Origin of the sequence: Chitinophaga oryzae (genome assembly GCF_012516375.2) — a bacterium.
GTDB lineage: Bacteria > Bacteroidota > Bacteroidia > Chitinophagales > Chitinophagaceae > Chitinophaga > Chitinophaga oryzae.
Genome location: NZ_CP051204.2, coordinates 7,181,029 through 7,200,071 on the forward strand (window position 1 = coordinate 7,181,029; position 19,043 = coordinate 7,200,071).

19 protein-coding genes are annotated in these 19,043 nt (G+C 51.6%); 1 reads left to right on the plus strand and 18 read right to left on the minus strand.

Annotated features, from left to right (window positions below; all coding sequences use genetic code 11):
* Positions 1–68 precede the first annotated feature (68 nt).
* Positions 69–1,433, minus strand: a complete 1,365-nt coding sequence (locus HF324_RS28370; protein WP_168861406.1) for a GH1 family beta-glucosidase — start codon at positions 1,431–1,433, stop codon at positions 69–71.
* Between the two features lie 349 nt (positions 1,434–1,782).
* Here HF324_RS28370 and HF324_RS28375 point away from each other — a divergent pair, with 349 nt between their 5' ends.
* Complete coding sequence (locus tag HF324_RS28375; RefSeq protein WP_168861407.1) at positions 1,783–2,844, plus strand: formylglycine-generating enzyme family protein; 1,062 nt, start codon at positions 1,783–1,785, stop codon at positions 2,842–2,844.
* Here the strand turns inward: HF324_RS28375 and HF324_RS28380 are convergent.
* From HF324_RS28380 to HF324_RS28460, 17 genes are all read right to left on the minus strand, one after another.
* Entirely contained in the window at positions 2,821–3,321 is a 501-nt protein-coding gene (locus tag HF324_RS28380) for a DsbA family protein (RefSeq protein ID WP_168806606.1), read from the minus strand. The two genes, HF324_RS28375 and HF324_RS28380, sit on opposite strands and share 24 nt — an antisense overlap.
* 32 nt (positions 3,322–3,353) lie before the next feature.
* Positions 3,354–3,812 (minus strand): peroxiredoxin, encoded by a 459-nt coding sequence (locus tag HF324_RS28385; protein WP_168806608.1) that lies wholly within the window; start codon positions 3,810–3,812, stop codon positions 3,354–3,356.
* A gap of 124 nt (positions 3,813–3,936) precedes the next feature.
* Entirely contained in the window at positions 3,937–5,577 is a 1,641-nt protein-coding gene (locus HF324_RS28390; RefSeq protein WP_168861408.1) for a M56 family metallopeptidase, read from the minus strand.
* 15 nt (positions 5,578–5,592) lie between these two features.
* Positions 5,593–5,952 carry a BlaI/MecI/CopY family transcriptional regulator gene (locus HF324_RS28395; protein WP_168861409.1) on the minus strand — a complete coding sequence of 120 codons (360 nt, stop codon included), beginning with the start codon at positions 5,950–5,952 and terminating at the stop codon, positions 5,593–5,595.
* A gap of 504 nt (positions 5,953–6,456) precedes the next feature.
* Positions 6,457–7,599 carry a redoxin domain-containing protein gene (locus tag HF324_RS28400; RefSeq protein WP_168806616.1) on the minus strand — a complete coding sequence of 381 codons (1,143 nt, stop codon included), beginning with the start codon at positions 7,597–7,599 and terminating at the stop codon, positions 6,457–6,459.
* Positions 7,600–7,673: 74 nt separating this feature from the next.
* Positions 7,674–8,756, minus strand: coding sequence for a TlpA disulfide reductase family protein (locus HF324_RS28405; RefSeq protein ID WP_246269310.1), 1,083 nt, complete (start codon positions 8,754–8,756; stop codon positions 7,674–7,676).
* A 177-nt stretch (positions 8,757–8,933) separates the two neighbouring features.
* Positions 8,934–9,527 carry a bifunctional phosphoribosyl-AMP cyclohydrolase/phosphoribosyl-ATP diphosphatase HisIE gene (gene hisIE / locus HF324_RS28410; RefSeq protein WP_168806618.1) on the minus strand — a complete coding sequence of 198 codons (594 nt, stop codon included), beginning with the start codon at positions 9,525–9,527 and terminating at the stop codon, positions 8,934–8,936.
* Between the two features lie 21 nt (positions 9,528–9,548).
* Positions 9,549–10,304, minus strand: a complete 756-nt coding sequence (hisF, locus tag HF324_RS28415; RefSeq protein WP_168806620.1) for an imidazole glycerol phosphate synthase subunit HisF — start codon at positions 10,302–10,304, stop codon at positions 9,549–9,551.
* A 12-nt stretch (positions 10,305–10,316) separates the two neighbouring features.
* On the minus strand, positions 10,317–11,459 hold the full coding sequence (gene hisA, locus HF324_RS28420) for a 1-(5-phosphoribosyl)-5-[(5-phosphoribosylamino)methylideneamino]imidazole-4-carboxamide isomerase (RefSeq protein ID WP_168861410.1): 1,143 nt from the start codon (positions 11,457–11,459) through the stop codon (positions 10,317–10,319).
* A 1-nt stretch (position 11,460) separates the two neighbouring features.
* Positions 11,461–12,054 (minus strand): imidazole glycerol phosphate synthase subunit HisH, encoded by a 594-nt coding sequence (hisH, locus tag HF324_RS28425; RefSeq protein WP_168806624.1) that lies wholly within the window; start codon positions 12,052–12,054, stop codon positions 11,461–11,463.
* Between the two features lie 103 nt (positions 12,055–12,157).
* Positions 12,158–12,928, minus strand: coding sequence for a tryptophan synthase subunit alpha (trpA, locus tag HF324_RS28430; protein WP_168806626.1), 771 nt, complete (start codon positions 12,926–12,928; stop codon positions 12,158–12,160).
* Between the two features lie 8 nt (positions 12,929–12,936).
* Positions 12,937–14,145 (minus strand): tryptophan synthase subunit beta, encoded by a 1,209-nt coding sequence (trpB, locus tag HF324_RS28435; protein WP_168861411.1) that lies wholly within the window; start codon positions 14,143–14,145, stop codon positions 12,937–12,939.
* A gap of 21 nt (positions 14,146–14,166) precedes the next feature.
* Positions 14,167–14,799 (minus strand): phosphoribosylanthranilate isomerase, encoded by a 633-nt coding sequence (locus tag HF324_RS28440; RefSeq protein WP_168806630.1) that lies wholly within the window; start codon positions 14,797–14,799, stop codon positions 14,167–14,169.
* Positions 14,800–14,806: 7 nt separating this feature from the next.
* Positions 14,807–15,607: an indole-3-glycerol phosphate synthase TrpC gene (gene trpC / locus HF324_RS28445; protein ID WP_168806632.1), complete on the minus strand. Its 801-nt coding sequence runs from the start codon at positions 15,605–15,607 to the stop codon at positions 14,807–14,809.
* Between the two features lie 5 nt (positions 15,608–15,612).
* On the minus strand, positions 15,613–16,605 hold the full coding sequence (gene trpD, locus HF324_RS28450) for an anthranilate phosphoribosyltransferase (protein ID WP_168806633.1): 993 nt from the start codon (positions 16,603–16,605) through the stop codon (positions 15,613–15,615).
* 54 nt (positions 16,606–16,659) lie between these two features.
* Positions 16,660–17,229, minus strand: coding sequence for an anthranilate synthase component II (locus HF324_RS28455; protein WP_168806635.1), 570 nt, complete (start codon positions 17,227–17,229; stop codon positions 16,660–16,662).
* A 1-nt stretch (position 17,230) separates the two neighbouring features.
* On the minus strand, positions 17,231–18,643 hold the full coding sequence (locus HF324_RS28460) for an anthranilate synthase component I family protein (protein WP_168806637.1): 1,413 nt from the start codon (positions 18,641–18,643) through the stop codon (positions 17,231–17,233).
* Positions 18,644–19,043 lie beyond the last annotated feature (400 nt).

The following is a 19,043-nucleotide window of genomic DNA, read 5'->3' on the forward strand; positions in this document are numbered from 1 at the left end:
ATTTACGGATTTTGAGATTTTGGAATTTTGAAATTTAGAAATAACCAAATAATCAAATACCCAAATAATCAAGTGGTTAAATTTAACAATTCGCGGAACCAGTAACCGGAGCTTTTGATGGTGCGGTGCTGTGTTTCAAAATCGATATGCACCAGGCCGAAGCGGGCGCGGTACCCTTCGGCCCATTCGAAATTATCTGTGAGGGTCCAGGCGAAGTAGCCATCTACCGGGATTCCTTCCTTTTTGGCTTTGAGGACGCCTTCAAGATATTCACTGAAATATTGGATGCGGTCCGTGTCATGAATGGAGCCATCTTCCGCGCGCAGATCGGGGAAGGCGGCGCCGCCTTCCGTCACAATCAGTTTCTTCACGCCGTCATAGGCAGCAAACTGTTTGAGCACTTCATACAGCCCGTTGCCGTTGATTTCCCATCCCAGCGCAGTAGTGGGCACATTGCGCGCCCGTGGTTTCACCTCCGATATGTTGACCACCGGCATAAAAGCATTGTATTTTACCACGAGCGGAAAATAGTTCTGTACCCCGATAAAATCGAAGTCAAACGCCAGTTTATCCCAATCGCGCCACAGCGCATAGCGTCGCTCAATACGTTTTAACAGCGGGAAGTCATCTACCGGGTAACCCATGCCCAGCGAGGGTTCCAGGAACAGCCGGTTAAAGAGGGCATCTGCTTTGCGGGCCGCCTGCAGGTCTTTTTCGTTGTTGGTAAACGGGATGACCTGTGAACAGGACAGGGCCGTACCGATATTGGCGCCGGCCACTTCTTCGCGTATCACGCGGCCGCCTTCCGCCTGTGCCATCACTGCGTGATGCACGGCCGGCAGAAACCAGGACATCCCGATTTTGCCGGGCGCATGTACGCCCAGCATATACCCTAGCGCCGTAAAGCCAAAAGGTTCGTTCAGGATGATCCAGTTTTTCACTTTGTTGCCGAATGCTTTTGCACATACCCGCACATAGTTTTCGAAAGCGAATACCACGCCGCGGTGGCACCAACCGCCTTTGTTTTCCAGCGCCTGTGGCAGGTCCCAGTGATACAGCGTCACATAGGGTTCCAGGCCCAGTTCCAGGCAGGCGTCTATCACGCGATGGTAGAAGTCGATACCCGCCTGGTTGACGGCGCCGGTACCGCCGGGGATGATCCTCGCCCAGGACAGGGAGAAGCGGAACACATTAAATCCCAGCATTTTCGCCAGCAGAATATCCTGTGTATAACGGTTATAGAAATCGCACGCCACCTGTGCATGGGTTTTATCGCGGATTTTTCCTTTGCGGCGGGAAAAGGTGTCCCAGATGGAGGCGCCTTTGCCGTCGAGGTCGTGTGCGCCTTCATTTTGAAAGGCAGAAATGGTGACGCCCCACAGGAAATCATCCCCGAAATCCTTCCGGGTGAAAGGGATGGCTGATTGTAGCATATCTAATAGCTGAATAAATGGTGCAGCCAGGCTGCATCAGATCAACCTGCAGTTTACGACACTTTGCGTAAAAAAGTGATTATTTTATTGTTAACGGCCCCCGCCGAGTTCTCGCAAAGCACGCAAAGGAGCAAAGAGCGCAAAGGTTACATAAGCGAGCAGAGAAAGCAAAGGAGCGGAGAGCAAAAGGAGATCAAATTTGGTCTCCTTTTGCTCTCCGCTCCTTTGCTTTCTTATTAATCTTAAAAAAATCTTTGCGCTCTTTGCTCCTTTGCGTGCTTTGCGAGAACTCCGCGAGAACTCCGTGGGAAGCTTTTGCTTCTTTGCGGGAAAGCCTTATTTTGTGCAGATGACCAGGCATTTGATATATCTCAGCATAATGGCGGCCTTTACGGCCTGCGGGGACGGCGGTAAAGCGCCCGTTCAGCAGGACACGGTTATTGCTGCCACCGGGGGACCGGATACTTTGAACCGGATGGTATTGATACCGGGCGGCAGTTTCAGTATGGGCGCAGATGACAGTACGGGCATGCCGGACGAGTATCCTAAGCATACCGTCAGGGTAGACAGTTTCTGGATGGACGAACATGAGGTCACTAACCGTGAGTTTGCTGCTTTTGTGGCCGCCACCGGTTATGTCACCACTGCCGAGAAGCCGATTTCAAAGGAAGAGCTGATGGCCAGTCTGCCTCCGGGCTCTCCGGAGCCTGACAGTAGTATGCTGGCGGCGGGGGCGCTGGTATTCACGCCGCCCCATCACCGGGTGCCGCTGAATGATGTGTCTCAATGGTGGAGTTTTATTGCCGGCGCCAGCTGGCGGCATCCGGAGGGGCCGGGCAGTGATATCAAAGGCCGGGAAGATCATCCGGTGACCCAGGTCTCCTACCTGGATGCGCAGGCTTATGCGCAATGGGCTGGCAAGCGGCTGCCTACGGAGGCAGAGTGGGAATATGCCGCCAGGGGCGGTCTTTCCAACCAGTTATATCCCTGGGGCAGCGAAGCGCTCACCACCGGGGTGGCGAAGGCCAATACCTGGAACGGTCATTTCCCTTACGATACCACTACCACGGACGGTTTCACCGCCACAGCGCCGGTAAAATCGTATAGGCCTAACGGTTATCAGCTGTACGATATGGCGGGAAACGTATGGGAATGGGTGTCCGACCTGTACGATGTCAACTACTACGCGCAGGTGGGGAATGGTACTGCCAACCCTGCCGGGCCGGCCAAAGGATATGATCCGGAAGATCCGGGACAACAGAAACATGTCATCCGTGGTGGTTCCTACATGTGCAGCGATGAATACTGCCGGGGCTACCGGGTGTCTGCCAGAATGAAGACAACGCCGGAATCGGGGCTTGCAAATCTCGGTTTCCGTTGTGTGCGGTCAGTGGCGAACCACGGCCAGTAGGTTCCGGTAATCACCGTTAAACCGCTTTCCATTGATAAAAAAGGTGGGCGTGCCATTTACGCCGCTGCGGATGCCGCTTTCAAAATCAGCTTCCACTTTGCTGACCAGCGAGTTGTCCTGCATGTCTTCCCGGAACCGCTCCAGGTCGAGCTGCAGTTGTTGCGCCAGTTCGGTGAACAACTCATCGGAAAGTTCCTGCTGATGCTGGTACAGGGCGTCGTGCATGGGCCAGAACTGTTGTTGCCGGGCGGCTGCTTCGGCCGCTATAGCAGCGTCCATGGCAAATTCGTGCGATTCTGACAGTGGAAAGTGGCGGAAGACAAACTTTACATCGCCGAGCGCCTGCAGCAAACCGCGGACTACTCCGAAAGCTTCCCCACAATAAGGACATTGAAAATCGCCATACTCCACAATCTCCGTGGAGCCTTGCTGGTTACCGGTGACATGGTCCCGGCTGGTAATGGGAGGTGTAAGCATATGTTTCAGTTACAAATGACGAAAGAGCGGCATCAGGCCGTTGCGTTCACTGTTTCAAGTGCCTGCAGGATACCATCCGCGCCCGGGTTTTCCCCGATGGGCGACAGATAGCTCCATTGTATTACACCCTGATCGTCTATAACAAACAGCGCGCGCTGGCTCTCACCATCTTTATACACGCCATATTGCCGGGAGACAGCTCCTTTCGGCTCAAAATCGGCCAGCAGGTCAAAATGCAGGTTCCTGTCCTTTGCAAAAGCCTGGTGACACCATTTTCCGTCTACGGAGATACCCAGCAGTACTGCATTATGGCGCTCAAAAAAACGGAGAGTTTCGTTGTACAGCGCCATCTGGTCGGTACACACCGGGCTCCAGTCGGCCGGGTAAAATGCCAGTATCACATTCTTACCACGGAGTTCTGAAAGTGATACCGTTTTGTCGGGAGATGCCGCGAGGGTAAAATCGGGTGCTTTATCGCCTTTCTGTAACATAGACAACAATTTTATCCGGGTGCTCTAGTATAACGTTAAGTTCCGGAGAAAGTTGTCTTTCAACAAAAATGCCACGGTGGCGGACCGTGGCTTTTTGTGTTCAATATGCGCAGTGCATTGTTTACTATTGTTTTCCGGTATTTTGCGCGCTTTTCTTGTCCCGGACGATGATCTTATCAACATTGATGGTAACAGTGTTTTCAGAGGTAATATTCGCTACCGGATTACCTTCAGCAACAACTTTAACATTTACATTCGGATTGGTGTTGGTGCTGACGTTCGTATTGGTGTTGATATTGGTATTAGCATTGGCGTTTACTTTCACATTCGTTGTGGCGTTTGCTGTGCGTACGCGGCCATCCTGGCTGGTAGCAGTGAAAGTGGAGGTACTGCCGGAAGAAGCAGTGCCCGTACCGGCAACAGTTGTTGTGGAAGCTGCGCCGAAACGTTTTTTCCCGGTGTCTGCCCAGGTGCGGGTATAAATTGCCACAATACCATTGCGGGCTTTTTCGCCATACTGGGCAATGACGTCATCAGTAATGCCGCCGCCTTTGAATACGCTGACGGACTCTATGTCATCCGGGTTGAGGCTGTTCATTTCCTCCTGGGAGATCACCCTGTCGTTGAGCAGATAAAGCGGTTGTTCACCGCCGGTCCTTACCGCTATGGCAGGTTTTGCCTGTGGCGCCGGGGCTGCGTTAGGTTGCGGCGCCGGCGCGGGCTGGCGGTTGGCTTTGGGAGCCGCATTTTCAGCGGCTGCAGCGGGTTGGGCTGTGGGAGCGCTTTGCGCATCGGGCGTGGTAACCTTCATTTCGTCACCCTCTTTCACCGGCGTTACTCCCATGGGAACAGCCGCCACTACCGGTTGAGAGTCGCGGACAGCCTTCACCACCTGCGGACCAACGGAAGCCCTGCTGTAGTTGAGCGATAATACCAGGCCTCCCACCACTGCGCCGAGTGCCACATAGCGCACCAGCTGGAAGGTGGATGATTTTTTCCTGTTCATCATAATGATCCTGTTTTTTAAATGTGAGAAATTGAAATTGTTTGCGATGGCCGTCGCATATGGGATCCCACTAACTTTTATAAGACTGTATTGATAAGCGGTTTTGTCCACGCCTTCCTTCAGCAGATGGCGGTCAGTAATAAACTCCAGGTTTTCCCGGATGGCCGTTTTCATAAGCCATGCGCCGGGGTTAAACCAGTAGAAGATGTTATTCACTTCTCCCAGCACCACATCTGCGCTGTGCCACTGCCGCACATGTACTTTCTCGTGGCTGAGGATGCCCTGCCGTTCTTCCGGCAGATGCAGGGAAGGGTTGATATAAATATGGCGGAAAAACGAGAACGGGTTTACCTGCTGTTGCAAAGCCCTTACAGGAACGCCGTCCACATTGGCCGGGGTGGAACGCAGGTGTATCCTCCACAGCGACAGCAGCTGAATGGCGAAGCGTATGGTCATGACCGCCACCCCTGCCCAGAAGACGTACACAAGGACAGTCCACATGGTAAATCGTTCGGCCGGCGCCGTTAGTGCGGTGAGGTCCGGCAGGTAAGCGATACCGCCGGCAAGCGTTTCATGCCGCTCCACAAACGTGTTGACAGACACCAGCGGGAACAGGGAAGAACAGACGATGCCGCACAACAGGAATACGCGATTGAGCGTGTAAAAGGTCAGTCGCCGCAGCCCCAGCCGGTAAGCCAGGAAAAACAAGGCAAGCGCCACATTGGCCTTGAGCAGATAAATCAGTATGGCAGGTATCATTGTTCCGGGTTTGGGTTATTTACCATTTTCAATCATCTTAATGATCTCTTTCAGCTCTTCCGGGCTGATCTTTTTCTCCTTCGCAAAAAACGAAACCAGCTCTTTGTAGGAGTTCTCGAAGTAGTCCTTCACAAAACCATTCATGAATTTGTTTTTGTAAGTTGCTTCCGCGATCACCGGCGTATATTCATATACGTTACCTACCTTCCGGCTTTCCACATATCCTTTTTTCTCTAAATTTTTGATGGTAGATGCCAGCGTGGTATAGGGCGGCGCCGGGGCCGGATGATTTTCCAGAAAATCCTTCACAAACCCTTTCTCTGTTTTCCATATCGCCAGCATGGCCGCTTCTTCCTGCTGTGTGAGTTTTTCCATATAGTGCCTATTTAATCAACTACGAATGTTTCGTAAATCTACGAAAGTTTCGTAATTAAAAATATATTTTTAGGCGGAAAGGAGGGATTTAAGCACAAAGCGTTAATTATCAACAGATAAAATTATAGTCATGATAAGAAAAAAATGCAATGAAGGGCACGGGGTAAAGGCAGGGTGAAACGCAGGCGATGCAGTAGTGAGTGAGAAGGAAGGCAGGGTGAAACGCAGCCGATACAGTACTGAGTGAGAAGGAAGGCAGGGTAAAAACGCAGCCGATGCAGTACTGAGTGAGAAGGAAGGCAGGGTGAAACGCAGCCGATACAGTACTGAGTGAGAAGGAAGGCAGGGTGCGGGGCAGAGGGCCAGCGTTGTGGCAGGCGGGCAGCGGGACACGTACAGCGCGCGCCGGCGCGGTAAGCGCTGTGCATGCGCAACAACGGTAAATGAAAAGGGCTGACCTCATGAGGCCAGCCCGGTATATATTGTTTTAAACCTTCGGATTGACTAAGGCAGCACCTCTGCTAATTTCTTTTCGAGGTCTTCGCCGCGCAGGTTTTTAGCAACGATCTTTCCTTTGGGATCGATCAGCACGTTCTGCGGGATGGCGCGTACGCCGTACAGTTCAGCAGCGGCATTTTTCCAGCCTTTCAGGTCGGAAACGTGTGCCCAGGTGAGCTTGTCGGCTTCTACAGCGGCCAGCCATTTATCTTTTTTATCATCGAGGGAAACGCCCAGGATTTCAAAACCTTTGTCTTTGAATTTGCCATATGCTTTTACCACATTAGGGTTTTCAGCGCGGCAGGGACCGCACCAGCTGGCCCAGAAGTCTACCAGCACATATTTTCCGCGGAAGGAAGACAGACTGATATTTTTACCGTTGGCATCTGCCTGCGCGAATTCCAGTGCAGACTGGCCTACGGCTGTTTTACGGGCTGATTCGAGGCGTTTGGCGAACTCTTTACCGGAGGGAGAGTTTTTCGCTTCCTTGCTCAGCTTTTTGTAGAGCGGTGTTACCTGTTCAGGTTTGATGTCATAACCGGCCACCTGGTTCAGCACATACAGTGCGATGGGAGAACCCGCGTTTTTAGTGAAGAACTCGTTTTCGATTTTTTTCTCTTCTGCGTCCAGTGCATCGAAAGCGGATTCCAGCTTTTTGATACCCTCTTCATCTTTGTTTTTGGCCAGTTCGCGGTACTGTTGTTGCAGCGCGGTGCCTTTCTCGTTTACATCTTTCAGTTGCTCCTGAAGTTGTTTATAATCTTCATGAGCGCGGGAACCGCTAACGGTAGCCTTGCTGATGGAGTCGGTGGTGGTTACCACAATGTTGCCTTTGTCCAGGAATACGGCGAGCATATCGCGGCCCATGGAAACTGGTTTTTCACCACTGCGTTGTACCAGCATCAGGCTGGCCAGCAGGGGTTCTTCCAAAGTACCGTTCAGGGTGAACTTACCTTCTTTCACCTGCGCGCTGTCCGTCAGCCATTCGCCGCCTTTGCGCATTCTGAGGAAGATAACAGCGGGTTTCTCCTGTTGAGAAATGGTTCCCTGGATAGTGAACGGTTTGCCTGCAGCTCCTGCCTTTTTATCCTGGGCAAACAACGCTACAGCTGGCATCAGTAGGGCGATCCCTACAAAATATTTCTTCATTGGTTTTTAATTTTTTAACGAATAACAAATTTGGTGAATCAGCCGCGTATTGTCAACCTGATTTTGATAAGCGGCTATTTCAGGATTTCCTGGAGTTTCTGTTCCAGTTCCTCTCCGCGCAGGTTACGCGCCAGGATGGTGCCGTCGGGGCCAATCAGCATATTGGCCGGGATGGACTGAATACCATACTGCACCGCTACTTCGTTGCCCCAGCCTTTCAGATCGGATACCTGGGTCCAGGCGAGCCCATCCTGCTGAACGGCCCGTAGCCAGCGGTCCCGGTCATTATCCAGCGATACGCCGAGGATAGTGAAATTCTTGCTTTTATACTTGTTAAACGCTTTTACCACATTTGGATTTTCCTGTCTGCACGGACCGCACCAGCTGGCCCAGAAATCCACAAGCACATATTTTCCCCTGAAAGAAGACAGTTTTACCGGGTTACCTTTAGCATCTTCCTGGGAGAAATCATCCGCGGGAATATTCACTGCATTCGCTTTCAGGCTTTTTATGTAGGCGGTAACACTGTTCCCGTAAGCGCTTTCGCGGACAGATTTGTCGAGCGAGTCAAACAGCTGCTGGAACTCAGCGGGCTCTACACGGGAACGCAGCTCGTTCATCATCAGCCAGATGCTGGCAATGCTTTTAGGATGCGCCTTGATAAAATCAGTGCCGGTTTTCACGATATCCTTGCTGAACTGGTCTGCCTTTTTACGGAAAGCATTTTTCGTCGGTTCGTCTTCCGGGTTGATTTCGCGTGCTTCCTGGTTCAGGTCCTGCGCGCGTTTGATCAACGGATCGAAAGCTTTCTGATAGGCCTGCATGGCAACCGTGTTTTCGTTGCCTTTCACGGCAGAAGCCAGCGGGAAAGTGGCCGTGGTGGTCGTAAAATGGATCGGGTCTCCACCGGACACGAACAACATGGGATAATTCACATCCTGCAGAATCAGCGCATATACCGAAGGCTCCTTGCCTGCTTTTACCTTAAATGTAAACTGCTCATTTTGTATGGTCAGGGAGTCATCCGGATTGTTATCCTGGTCATCAAACAGATACAGCTTTTTGCCATTTGCTCCTTTCACCGTTCCGGACACCTGCTGGGCATAAACTCCGGCAGATAATAAAGCACCTGCCGCTAACAGGAAAATTCCTTTCATTATAATTTATTTTAATTAGTTACTCAGGACGAATATAAACAATTACGAATTACGAATTACGAATTACGAATTTGGAGTTTGCTGGCAGCAAGAGTGTCTATACAAAATAAACATGTATAAAACGTTCATAACTACCGGCAAACTCCAAATTCGTAATTCGTAATTCCTAATTCGTAATTACTTATGTCTTTCTTTTAACACCTTTATAACGTCTGCCAGCGTAAAACCTTTGGCCTGCAGGAGGACCAGGTAGTGATACAGCAGATCGGCGGATTCGTTGAGAAACAGTTCATCGTTATCATCTTTGGCTTCAATCACCACTTCCACCGCTTCCTCGCCTACTTTCTGCGCCACTTTGTTGATGCCTCTGGCAAACAGCTGGGAGGTGTAGGATTTATCGGAAGGGTTGTTTTTCCGGTCGGTGATGATGCTTTCGAGGCGTGCCAGGAAATCGTTGCTGGTATTCACTTCATTCCAGCAGGTATCAGCGCCGGTGTGGCATACCGGGCCTACCGGGTTAGCCTTGATAAGGATGGTATCAGAGTCACAGTCCACCCGGAGGTCCTGCAACAGGAGGAAGTTACCACTCTCCTCCCCTTTTGTCCACAGGCGTTTTTTGGAACGGCTGTAGAAGGTGACTTTGTTGTCAGCCAGTGTTTTGTCCAGTGCTTCACGGTTCATATATCCGAGCATAAGCACTTTGCCGGTGGCGGCATCCTGGATGATGGCCGGTACCAGGCCATCGGCCGATTTTTCAAAATCTATCTGCATGATAAGCAATTTCAGCTGTGGTTAGAACCGGACGTTCACGCCTTTCTCGTACAGGAAAGTTTTAAGCGCCGGAATTTCAATTTCTTTATAGTGGAAGATGCTGGCGGCCAGCGCTGCATCTGCCTGTGCGTTTTCGAATACGTCCACGAAGTGTTGCATGGTGCCTGCACCTCCGGAAGCAATCACCGGTACATGCAGGTTTTGTGACAGCTGCGCCGTGATGTCCAGCGCAAAGCCCTGCTTGGTACCGTCGTTGTTCATAGAGGTGAGCAGGATCTCTCCCGCGCCGCGGTCTACCGCCTCTTTGGCCCAGTCAAACGCCTTGCGGTCCGTTTTTACACGACCGCCGTTCAGATACACATACCAGTCACCGTCTTCGAAACGCGTGTCAATAGCCAGCACAATACACTGACTGCCAAATTCGCGCGCCAGCGTGTCTACCAGCTCCGGATTTTTAAAAGCAGCAGTATTCACAGAAATCTTGTCGGCGCCGGATTGCAGGAGAGCATACACATCTTCCACTTCGGCAATACCGCCGCCTACGGTAAACGGGATATTGACATGCCGCGCAATACGGGTGACCAGTTCGGCCAGCGTCTTTCTTCGTTCGTTCGTTGCCGTTATATCCAGGAACACCAGTTCATCCGCTCCCTGCGAGGCATATAAAGCGCCCAGCTCAATGGGATCGCCTGCATCCCGGATATTTTCAAAATTGATACCTTTCACGGTACGGCCGTCTTTGATATCCAGACAGGGTATGATACGTTTGGTCAGCATACGTTAATAATTTTAGAGGAATGATTTTAATTCCGCTGTTGAAATTTTGCCTTCGTAGATAGCTTTGCCGATGATCACGCCGTGGCAACCTATCTCCTGCAGGGCGGCCACATCACCGATGTTGCTGACGCCACCGCTGGCCACAAAGTTGATGCCCGGGAACCCGCTGATGATCTTTTTATACAGGTCGATGGAAGGGCCGGCCAGCAGACCGTCTTTCGCGATGTCTGTACAGAAGATGTTTTGCACACCACGGTCTATATTAGACTCCAGAAAATCAAATACAGACAGGCCGGTCGTTTCCAACCATCCGCCCACCGCTATTTTTTCTTCTTTTACATCGGCGCCGAGGAAAATTTTATCTGCCCCGTAACGTTCCACCCAGCTGAAAAACAGCTCAGGCGATTTCACGGCCACGCTGCCGATGGTCGCCAGCGCGGCGCCGCACTCATATACGATCTCCAGGTCTTTGTCCGTTTTGATGCCGCCGCCAAAATCTGTTACCAGCGATGTTTTACCGGCGATATTTTCCAGCACTTTCCAGTTCACCACAGCACCTTTTTTGGCGCCGTCGAGGTCTACCAGGTGCAGGCGGCGAACGCCCAGCGCCTCAAATTCTTTCGCCACTTCCAGCGGATGTTCGTTATACACTTTCTGCTGGCTGTAATCGCCCTGCGTGAGGCGCACACATTTGCCATCGATAATATCGATGGCAGGGATTACCTCAAAACGTTTGGCTGCAGGCTTTTCCAATGATAGTTCCATACGGATGAAATTGATGCCGTCTTTTACAAAATAATTGCCCCGGGTGGTGTACCCGAGGCGGTGGTAAAAAGATACTGCCGTTTCACGGGCGTTGCACCAGAGGAGCTGGATATTTTCTTTCCGGCAGATGTCTGCCAGGTGTGCCAGTATGGCTTTTCCATACCCTTTGCCCTGCGCTGCCGGCAATGTGGCCAGCTTGCGGAACTGCGCCTCTCCTTTTCCGGGAAACAGCGACACCACCGTCACCAGCTGTCCGCCGTCGAACACGCCGAAATGCAGGCCGTCGGCGTCATGGTCTACCGTTACTGCCTCCAGCGTTGCGTTGGGATACAACACATCTCTGCGTATGCGTAACAGGGCGTCATCCACACTGATCCTTCTGATTTGCATTTTATAAGTTCAAAAAGTTTTCGATGATACGGGCGCCGTGTTCCGCCGATTTTTCGGGGTGGAACTGCACCGCATAAAAATTATCTTTCTGCAACGCAGCACTGTAGTTGATCACATAATTGGTGATGGCCACCGTGTCTGCGCCCAGCGCTGCATAATAACTGTGCACGAAGTACATGTAGCTGTTTTCCGGCACATGCTCAAACATCACGCTGTGCAGACCGGTAATGTTATTCCATCCTATCTGTGGTATCTTCAGCAGGTTTTCTACCGGAGAAGTGAAACGTTTCACTTCCACATCAAATACACCGATGCACGGCGTATCGTTCTCTTCCGAGTGGCGGCACAGCAACTGCATACCCAGGCAGATGCCCAGCACCGGCTGTTGCAGGCCGGCAATCAGCTTGTCGAGGTTACGCTCCTGCAGGTACCGCATGGCAGTACTGGCTTCGCCTACCCCAGGGAAAATCACCCTGTCGGCCGACAGGATCTCTTCCGGATTATCCGTCACAATACCGTTTACGCCCAAACGCTCCAGCGCAAACTGTACGGAGCGGATATTCCCGGCATTGTATTTTATGATAGCTGTTTTCATAATTACGAATTAGGAATTACGAATTACGAATGAAGAACTTCGAATCCGCATGGAGGCTTCAGCAGCCGCCAAATTCGTAATTCGTAATTCGTAATTCGTAATTCTATTTAATGGATCCTATAAAATTACGAACTGTATCGTCAATATCCTTGCCTTCTCCCAACGCTTTGATAAACGCGGTGCCGATAATAGCGCCGTTGGTATAACGGCAGGCGGCGTCGAAGGTGGCTTTGTCTTTAATGCCAAAACCGATGAGCACCGGGTTTTGCAGCTTCAGCTGCTGCAGTCTTTCGAAATAAGCCTGCTGGTGCGACATGTCTTTGTCTTTTCCGGTAGTAGAAGAAGAAGACACGGCATACAGGAAACCTTTGCTCAGGCTGTCCAGCTGGCGAATACGCTCATCGCTGGTTTCCGGGGTCACCAGGAAGATGAGGTTTACGTTGTTTTCTTCGAAGATGGTTTTGTACTCCGCCACGTATTCCGCCATGGGCAGATCGGGCAGGATAACGCCATCGACGCCTACTTCCGCACATTTCTTCACGAAGGCTTCCACGCCGTACAGCAATACCGGGTTGAAGTACCCCATCAGGATAACGGGGACGTGTATACGGTCCCGGAAGCCGGCCAGCTGTTCAAAGAGTTTGTGCACGCTCATGCCATTTTTCAACGCACGGGTACCGCTGTCCTGGATAACAGGGCCGTCGGCCAGCGGGTCGGAAAAAGGCATGCCCAGCTCGATGAGGTCTGCCCCGTGTTGCTGCAGGGCTGTCATCACCGGCAGGGTATCGTTCAGCTCCGGATACCCGGCGGTACAATATATATTCAGAACACCGTGTTGTTTGGCTGCAAACAATTGGTCAATACGGTTTTGCATACTCCAGATTATTTATTCATGTGACGGATATAGGTATTCAGGTCTTTATCACCGCGGCCTGACAGGCATACCACCACCACATCGTCGGGGTTGAATGGCAGGTCTTTCAGTTTGGCCAGCGCATGGGCTGATTCCATGGCGGGGATAATACCTTCCAGTTTGCACAGCTCATAGGCAGCGGCCAGGGCTTCATCGTCGGTGGCGTCGAGGAACATGGCGCGGCCTGTTTCGTACAGGTGCGCATGCATGGGCCCGATGCCAGGATAATCCAGTCCGGCGGAGATAGAATACGGCTCTGTGATCTGGCCGTCTTCCGTTTGCATGAGCAGTGTTTTGGAGGCGTGGATAATACCTATTTTGCCCAGCTGGGTGGTAGCGGCAGAGTGACCGCTATGTACTCCTTTACCACCGGCTTCTACGGCTACCAGTTTCACTTCTTCTTCATCGAGGTAATGGAAGAAAGCGCCGGCGGCGTTACTGCCGCCACCGATGCAGGCCACCACATAATCAGGAAGCCCGCTGCCGGTTTTTTCCTGCAGCTGCTTGCGGATCTCTTCGCTGATCACTGACTGGAGGCGGGCTACCATATCAGGATAAGGGTGTGGTCCGGCGGCGGTGCCGAGGATATAATGCGTGTCTACCGGGTTGTTGATCCAGTCACGGATCGCTTCGTTGGTAGCGTCTTTTAAGGTCTGACTGCCGCTGGTGGCTGCCACTACGGTGGCGCCCAGCATCTTCATGCGGGATACGTTGGGCGCCTGTCTTTCGATGTCGACGCTTCCCATGTACACCACGCATTCCATGCCCATCAGCGCACATACGGTGGCGGTGGCCACTCCATGCTGACCGGCGCCGGTTTCAGCGATGATACGTTTTTTGCCGAGCCGCTTTGCCAGCAGGATCTGCCCGATGGTGTTGTTTATCTTGTGTGCGCCGGTATGGTTCAGGTCTTCCCTTTTAAGGAAAATCTTCGCCTGGTATTTTTCAGAGAGGCGTTTGGCGAAGTACAGCGGTGAAGGGCGGCCTACATAATCACGCAGCAGGGCTTCGAACTCCTGCTGAAAGGCAGGATCACGGAGCACTTCCATATACTTGTGTTGCAGTTCGTCCACATTGGGGAACAGCATTTCAGGAACATAGGCGCCGCCAAATCTGCCGTAATAGCCGTTCTTGTCTATGTGATACCTGGATTTGCTGGTGTCAATTGCAATGTCCATGGAAAATATTTTTGAATTTAGTTATTTAGTTATTTTATGTATTCCGTCAATGAACAGCGTCACTTTCTCCATATTCTTAATGCCGGGAGCGTCTTCAAATTTGCTGTTGATGTCTACTGCAAAAAGCGCAGGCAGCTCCAGTTCACGGATGATGTCCGCATCTTCCGGGGTGATGCCGCCGCTGAGCAGGAAAGGGTGATCGAACGGGTATTGCTGCAGCAGTTCCCAGTTGAACCGCTCTCCGGTGCCGCCATACCCCTTTACGGAAGCGGTATCGAAGAGGAAATAATCCGTTACCGGTACATAAGGCGTCAGCAGTGTTTGCCAGTCTGCGTTGTCGCCTATACGAAAAGCTTTGATTACCGGCACGGTCTCCCGGATGGCCGCGCAGAAGGCCGGTGATTCATCGCCGTGCAGCTGCACCATGTCCAGCGCATAGTCTGCCACGGTACGCTGTATCTGTTCCGCCGTGGCGTTCACGAACACGCCTACTTTACGGATACCGGTGGTTTCCCGCACGGTACGGGCGTCTATCCTGTTGGCGGCGAAACGGGGTGATTTCTCGTAGAAGATAAACCCGGCGTAATCCACCTGGTTGTCAGTCAGTCCCTGTAAATCCGCCGCCCTGGTGATACCGCACACTTTAATACGCATGATGAGATTATTTAGCCTGCAGGTCGTTTAATGTCTGTACAAAATTTTCGAAGGCGCGGGCAGGGTCTTCCTGTTTCATGAAGTGTTCTCCGATCAGGAAGCCCTGGAAGCCGGCGGCTTTCAGTGTGACGATGGCTGCCGGGTCGTTGATACCGCTTTCCGCCACTTTGATTTTATCGGCCGGAATTTTCGGCGCCAGTTCGCAGGAGCGGTTGAAGTCCACCTGGAAAGTGATCAGGTCGCGGTTGTTCACGCCCACGAGGTGGGTATGGTCCGTTACTTTCTCCAGCTGTGCTTCGCTGTGTACCTCCAGCAGCACTTCGAGGCCGAGGTTGTGTGCGAACCGGGAGAGGTGCGCTACCTGTGCAGCGTCGAGGCATTCTGCGATGAGCAGTATCACATCGGCGCCGATGGCTTTGGCTTCGAGGATCTGGTATTCATCGATCACAAAATCCTTGCGCAGGATGGGGATCTGGTTGAAGCTGCGTGCCTGTTGCAGATCGTCGGAAGAACCGCCGAAATATTTCTCGTCCGTCAGTACGGAGAGGCCGGAAGCGCCGTAGCGGGTATAGGCCGTGGTGACCTGCTGTACCGTTACTTCGCCGTTGATCAGCCCTTTGGAAGGAGAGCGCCGTTTGAATTCCGCGATGATGCCGGTTTTTTCCGGGTTCTGCAGGAAGCTGCGGAGCGACAACGGTTCACGGTCGAACACGGAGGTCTGCTGCAGTTCTTCTGCGCTGCGTTGTTGTTTGCGGGCCGCTACTTCCACCTGTTTATGGGCGACTATTTCTGCTAGTATGTTTTTCATCAGCCTTATTGTAATTCAATCAGTTTTTTGAATGCTTTATGGGCATTACCGGATTCAAGGGATTCTACGGCGGCGGCAAAAGCGTCGTTGTAAGAGCCGTGTTTACCGAGGCTGTAGAGGCCCATGGCGGCGTTGGCCAGCACTACGGAGTTCTGTGCCCAGGTGCCTTCGCCTTTGAGTATTTTCATAAAGATCTTCGCGGCTTCTTCTACGGAGTTACCCCCGTAGATATCTTCCGGATGTACTTTGCGTTTGCCGAGCTGTTCCGGTGTCCAGTCCTGTTCTCCGTCATTGGTGATGACTTTGGTGTCGGCGGTGAGTGAAATCTCATCATAACCGTCGAGGCTGTGCACGATGACAAATTTTTTGTCGGTCTGCTGGAACAGGTAGTTGTACACGCGGGCCATTTCGAGGCTGTATACGCCGATCAGCTGGTGCTGGGCGAAAGCCGGGTTTACCAGCGGGCCAAGCATGTTAAAGAACGTGCGGATGCCGAGTGAGCGGCGGATACCGGCCACATTTTTAAGTGCCGGGTGGAACAGGGGCGCGTGCAGGAAACAGAGGCCTGCTTCTTCCAGCTCTGTGCGGAGTTTGGCGTCGTCGGCCTTGAACTTATAGCCTACCAGCTCCATGAGGTTGGAGGCGCCGCTGATGGAAGACACGCCATAGTTGCCGTGTTTGGCCACTTTACCACCTGCGCCGGCCACGATAAAGCACGACAAGGTAGAAATATTAAAGGTATTTTTTGCATCTCCGCCGGTGCCCACGATGTCCAGCACGTCGTAACCGTTCAGTTTTACCGGGATGCACAGCTCCAGCAGGGCGTCGCGGAAGCCCAGCAGTTCATCGATGGTGATGCTGCGCATGAGGAACACGGTCATGAAGGCAGCGAGTTCACTCTCGTTGTACATGCCTTTGGAGATGTTGATCAGGATATCTTTAGCCCCTTCGCGGGTAAAGGTTTTATGTTCGAACAGGTAGTTAAGTATCTTTTTCATACCAGGATGATGTATTTAAAATGAGCAAAGAGAAGTTGGAAAACGGCGGTGGTATTATAACGCCAGCCAGTTTTTCAGTATCTGTTCTCCCTGTGGCGTGAGTACACTTTCCGGGTGGAACTGTACGCCGCTTACATCGTATTTGTTATGCTGAAGGGCCATGATAAAGCCTTCCTCGTCTTCTGCCGTCAGGGTAAAGTCTGCAGGGAGGGTGGCTTTGTCGATCACCCAGGAGTGATAACGGCCGGCCTGTATATCGCGGGGCATGCCTTTGAAGAGGCGGCCTTCATCGGAGATGATTTTCACGTTGGTGGCCACGCCGTGGTACACTTCCCGGAGGTTGATGAGCGAGCCGCCGAAAGCCTGGCCGATGGCCTGTAAGCCGAGGCATACGCCGAAGATGGATTTGGACGGCGCATATTCTTTGATCAGCGGTAGCAGCAGGCCGGCTTCTTCCGGGATACCGGGACCGGGCGACAGGATGATCTTATCGTAGCCGTTCACTTTTTCGAGGGGTATTTCATCGTTACGGACAACAGTCACTTTGCCGTTGACCAGCTTTTCCACGAGGTGAACGAGGTTATAGGTAAAAGAGTCGTAATTATCGAAAACGAGGATGTTCATGTCAGATTTTTTGTGCCAGCAGGATGGCTTGTTTTAATGCATTGAGTTTATTGCCTACTTCCTCCAGTTCTGAAGAAGCCACTGATTTAGCCACTACGCCGGCGCCGGCCTGATAGTAAAGCGTGTTCATTTTACTGAGGATGGAGCGGATCATAATAGCGTGGTTGAAGTTGCCGTTAAAGCCCACCCAACCGATACAGCCGCCATAGAAGCCTCGCGGCGTAGGTTCCAGCGCATCAATGATCTCCATGGCGCGGTACTTGGGCGCTCCGGAGAGGGTGCCTGCCGGAAAGGAAGAGGCCAGCAACGCAAAAGGATTGATGGCAGGGTCTACTTTCCCCTTCACTTCGCTCACCAGGTGGATCACGTGAGAGTAGTACTGTACCTGGCGGTAATTGGTCACTTCCACATTGGTGGCGTTTCTGCTGAGGTCATTGCGGGCAAGGTCTACCAGCATCACGTGTTCAGCATTTTCTTTCGGGTCCTGCAGCAGTTTATCGGCCAGTATTTTATCCTGCCGGTCATCGCCGGTACGGCGGAAAGTGCCTGCAATCGGATGGATAGCGGCAGTGCCGTCCTTGATCACTATTTGTGCTTCCGGAGAAGAACCCATTAATTTATAATCGCCGTAATCGAAGAAGAAGAGATAAGGGGAGGGATTGATAGAGCGGAGGGCGCGGTATACGTTGAATTCATCACCGGTGAAAGACCTTTTAAAGGCGCGGGAAAGGACCACCTGGAAGACATCTCCGCGAAAACAGTGTTGTTTGCCCTGTTCCACCATCTGCATATATTCCGCGTCCGTCATGTTACTGGTTTCTTCCCCGGTGGTGGCGAAAGGATAACCGGGAGAGTCCTTGTGGCGGATGAGTGATTCTACCAGGTCAAACTCACTGTCAAGGCCTTCTATCTGGTTTTCGCAGAGGTAAAGTTCATCTTTGAAGTGGTTGATGGCGATCACATATTGGTAAAACCGGTACCGCATCAGGGGTATCTGTGCGTTACCGCCTTTTTTATTTTTATCGAATTCGATGGTTTCAAAGAACTGTACCGAGTCAAACGTGCTGTATCCAAAGAGTGTCTGGGCAAGCGGTACGGGGTGGTTGCCGTTGAAGGTGAAGCTGCCGAGGAACTTCTGTAATTCGTCCAGTACCTTCTGGGTGTCTTTCAGCTCCTTTTTTTCCACCGGCAGATTGGGATATTTAAATTCGAAGTGGCTGGTGGAGGTAACTTCTATGCCCGCAATAGGCTTGATACAGATATAGGAATAGCTGTTTTCGCTGGCGCGGTAGTCCGTACTTTCCAGGAGGATAGAGCCGGGGAACTTGTCGCGCAACCGCAGATAGATGCCCACTGGCGTGAAGATGTCCGCCAGCATCTGTTTGGATCTTGTTTTTACTTGAATGGTACGCATGATATTCAGGGTGAAAGTGTTTGCTGTTTGTTAGAAAAAGGATGTGCCTGAAAAGCCGAAAGGCCCGCTGTGTAACAGCGAGCCTTTCCAAGTATATTTCAGACGAAACATGGCACTGTAACACAGATCAGGAATTGATTCCGTGCCACCACCAATGTTTATTTGTCATGATATTTTTCATAGCGAGACAAAATTGGAACATTTTTATAACAAATGCAAATTTTTTTTCGCGGAGTTTCTCGCAAAGGCGCTAAGTTTTTTACCCATTGTTCTTAGAAAAATTAAGAACGCAAAGAGGAGCGAAGATTACATAATATTCACACAATACAAATATATAATATTATTATATAATGTATACTGTAATAAAATGGGATCATCTGATGTGATCTCCGCTCCTCTT

Excerpts from the sequence above, each read along its gene's own strand:
- HF324_RS28370 (WP_168861406.1), bottom strand. The coding sequence starts at position 1,433 with ATGCTACAATCAGCCATCCCTTTCACCCGGAAGGATTTCGGGGATGAT.
- HF324_RS28375 (WP_168861407.1), top strand. The coding sequence starts at position 1,783 with ATGACCAGGCATTTGATATATCTCAGCATAATGGCGGCCTTTACGGCC.
- HF324_RS28380 (WP_168806606.1), bottom strand. The coding sequence starts at position 3,321 with ATGCTTACACCTCCCATTACCAGCCGGGACCATGTCACCGGTAACCAG.
- HF324_RS28385 (WP_168806608.1), bottom strand. The coding sequence starts at position 3,812 with ATGTTACAGAAAGGCGATAAAGCACCCGATTTTACCCTCGCGGCATCT.
- HF324_RS28390 (WP_168861408.1), bottom strand. The coding sequence starts at position 5,577 with ATGATACCTGCCATACTGATTTATCTGCTCAAGGCCAATGTGGCGCTT.
- HF324_RS28395 (WP_168861409.1), bottom strand. The coding sequence starts at position 5,952 with ATGGAAAAACTCACACAGCAGGAAGAAGCGGCCATGCTGGCGATATGG.
- HF324_RS28400 (WP_168806616.1), bottom strand. The coding sequence starts at position 7,599 with ATGAAGAAATATTTTGTAGGGATCGCCCTACTGATGCCAGCTGTAGCG.
- HF324_RS28405 (WP_246269310.1), bottom strand. The coding sequence starts at position 8,756 with ATGAAAGGAATTTTCCTGTTAGCGGCAGGTGCTTTATTATCTGCCGGA.
- hisIE (WP_168806618.1), bottom strand. The coding sequence starts at position 9,527 with ATGCAGATAGATTTTGAAAAATCGGCCGATGGCCTGGTACCGGCCATC.
- hisF (WP_168806620.1), bottom strand. The coding sequence starts at position 10,304 with ATGCTGACCAAACGTATCATACCCTGTCTGGATATCAAAGACGGCCGT.
- hisA (WP_168861410.1), bottom strand. The coding sequence starts at position 11,459 with ATGCAAATCAGAAGGATCAGTGTGGATGACGCCCTGTTACGCATACGC.
- hisH (WP_168806624.1), bottom strand. The coding sequence starts at position 12,054 with ATGAAAACAGCTATCATAAAATACAATGCCGGGAATATCCGCTCCGTA.
- trpA (WP_168806626.1), bottom strand. The coding sequence starts at position 12,928 with ATGCAAAACCGTATTGACCAATTGTTTGCAGCCAAACAACACGGTGTT.
- trpB (WP_168861411.1), bottom strand. The coding sequence starts at position 14,145 with ATGGACATTGCAATTGACACCAGCAAATCCAGGTATCACATAGACAAG.
- HF324_RS28440 (WP_168806630.1), bottom strand. The coding sequence starts at position 14,799 with ATGCGTATTAAAGTGTGCGGTATCACCAGGGCGGCGGATTTACAGGGA.
- trpC (WP_168806632.1), bottom strand. The coding sequence starts at position 15,607 with ATGAAAAACATACTAGCAGAAATAGTCGCCCATAAACAGGTGGAAGTA.
- trpD (WP_168806633.1), bottom strand. The coding sequence starts at position 16,605 with ATGAAAAAGATACTTAACTACCTGTTCGAACATAAAACCTTTACCCGC.
- HF324_RS28455 (WP_168806635.1), bottom strand. The coding sequence starts at position 17,229 with ATGAACATCCTCGTTTTCGATAATTACGACTCTTTTACCTATAACCTC.
- HF324_RS28460 (WP_168806637.1), bottom strand. The coding sequence starts at position 18,643 with ATGCGTACCATTCAAGTAAAAACAAGATCCAAACAGATGCTGGCGGAC.